This is a genomic window from Arthrobacter sp. HMWF013 (assembly GCF_003061105.1).
GTDB lineage: Bacteria > Actinomycetota > Actinomycetes > Actinomycetales > Micrococcaceae > Arthrobacter.
The window spans coordinates 1-1,459 of the sequence record NZ_QAIQ01000722.1; the positions used below are offsets into that span (position 1 = coordinate 1).

A 1,459-nucleotide genomic window follows, 5' to 3' on the forward strand; every position below is an offset into this window, starting at 1 on the left:
GCGCTCATAGCGGCCTAAGACCCCGAGTCAACAAAAGCCGGGGCAGTCCCGAGTATCGGGATCATCCTTCGATGGTTGCGCTGGACCCCTCGATGCACGCTAAGGGCGGTCGCATAAACTACCTAGCTGGTGGTGGGCGTCCACGGTTGTATGACATGCAGCCGCCGGGGCACGGATACTGTGCCGGCGATACTTACTCCTGGCGAGTTTGTGGTGATCGCTGAGGACACTAGCAAGAACCTTGCCATGCTCACTTCGATCAACAATGGCTACAAGCCGGCATCGGCGCCCGCAACAATGGGAGGCTTCACGGGGCCGGCGAGCATGGGAAACATCCACGTTACCGTCACTAACCCATTCACGGGCGAGCAGGTCCGCGGCATGGTGACATCGGTTGCGCGTACGGAAGCGAACGGCGCAATAGCCTCCGCAGATGCACAATCGCTGTACATGCGTAGAGGCCGCTAATACGGCAGGCTGACGTTGCCCGATAATAGGTGTGCCCGTTGCCATTAGGCAGCGGGCACACCTATTCCGCTCGTCCCGCCTATTTCTGGAACAGGGCCGCCTTCACGGTGTTCAGGGCGGATGTTGCTTCGGAATGTTGGATGCCGCTAGCTGAGCCGGGGACGACGGGGAAACTGTACTTGTTCCCAGCCAATTCTACTTCGAACGTGACGTAGTTAGGCCAAACGCCTTCGTCTCGAACTAGGAGCGCGTGGCGGATGGCGGTTATGGCTATCCAACTTACTTGTCGCAGCGGGATTGCTACGGTTTTCGCCTGGTTAGGAGCCGCAAACTCTGACACCACCAGTAAGTTCTCTGTAAGAACTTGGATCTTGCCTTCGGCAGTATCGGCTGAATCGTCCAGAACTCGGGAAAAATCGTAATCCGTCAAATCATGACCGCAGGTAACGACCTCATCATCGCCGATTAGGGCCAAGATTTGCGATACAGCAATAACGAGCCATTGTGGATATTCAGTGGATACCATGACTTTGGATTGCCCTGATTCGTTCAACCGGCGCATTAGTCCCAGCGCGTTATTACGGTCTTTTTCTGCCACGTCTAGAAACCCCCAGTTTCGTAGTATTTCGGTGAGTACTGGCCGAGCCGAGTTTCCATCACGTCCACGGGATCCACGAAAGCTGTAAGCCCATGTGTGACGGGCCCGCGCTTCTCCTCGATGAGCCAGACCTCGGCGATTTTGTAAGCCTGGTAGCCATCCCCGGTTCCTCGGTAGATGAACTGCCCTGCTACTGGCGTCACCGCCCCATACTCGTCTTGCCATTCTTTGCCATCGGAGCTAATGAAGGCCGTCATAATCTGCGGTACTGCGTACTGGTCCACTTGTCCCCTTGAATGGTCATCGTTTCGGCGTTAGGCGCCGTTGCTCATCCTAAGCAGATTGAACCGTCCCGGGAATCATGCCGCCTGTTTGTTGGCGGCTTCGTCGGGT

The 1,459-nt window shown here is 56.3% G+C and carries 2 protein-coding genes; both read right to left on the reverse strand.

Translation table 11 applies throughout. From position 1 onward, the window contains the following. Positions 1–547 precede the first annotated feature (547 nt). Positions 548–1,066 (reverse strand): hypothetical protein, encoded by a 519-nt coding sequence (locus DBR22_RS23250; protein ID WP_146187646.1) that lies wholly within the window; start codon positions 1,064–1,066, stop codon positions 548–550. A gap of 2 nt (positions 1,067–1,068) precedes the next feature. Continuing rightward, entirely contained in the window at positions 1,069–1,269 is a 201-nt protein-coding gene (locus DBR22_RS23255) for a hypothetical protein (RefSeq protein ID WP_146187647.1), read from the reverse strand. Positions 1,270–1,459: the final 190 nt, after the last annotated feature.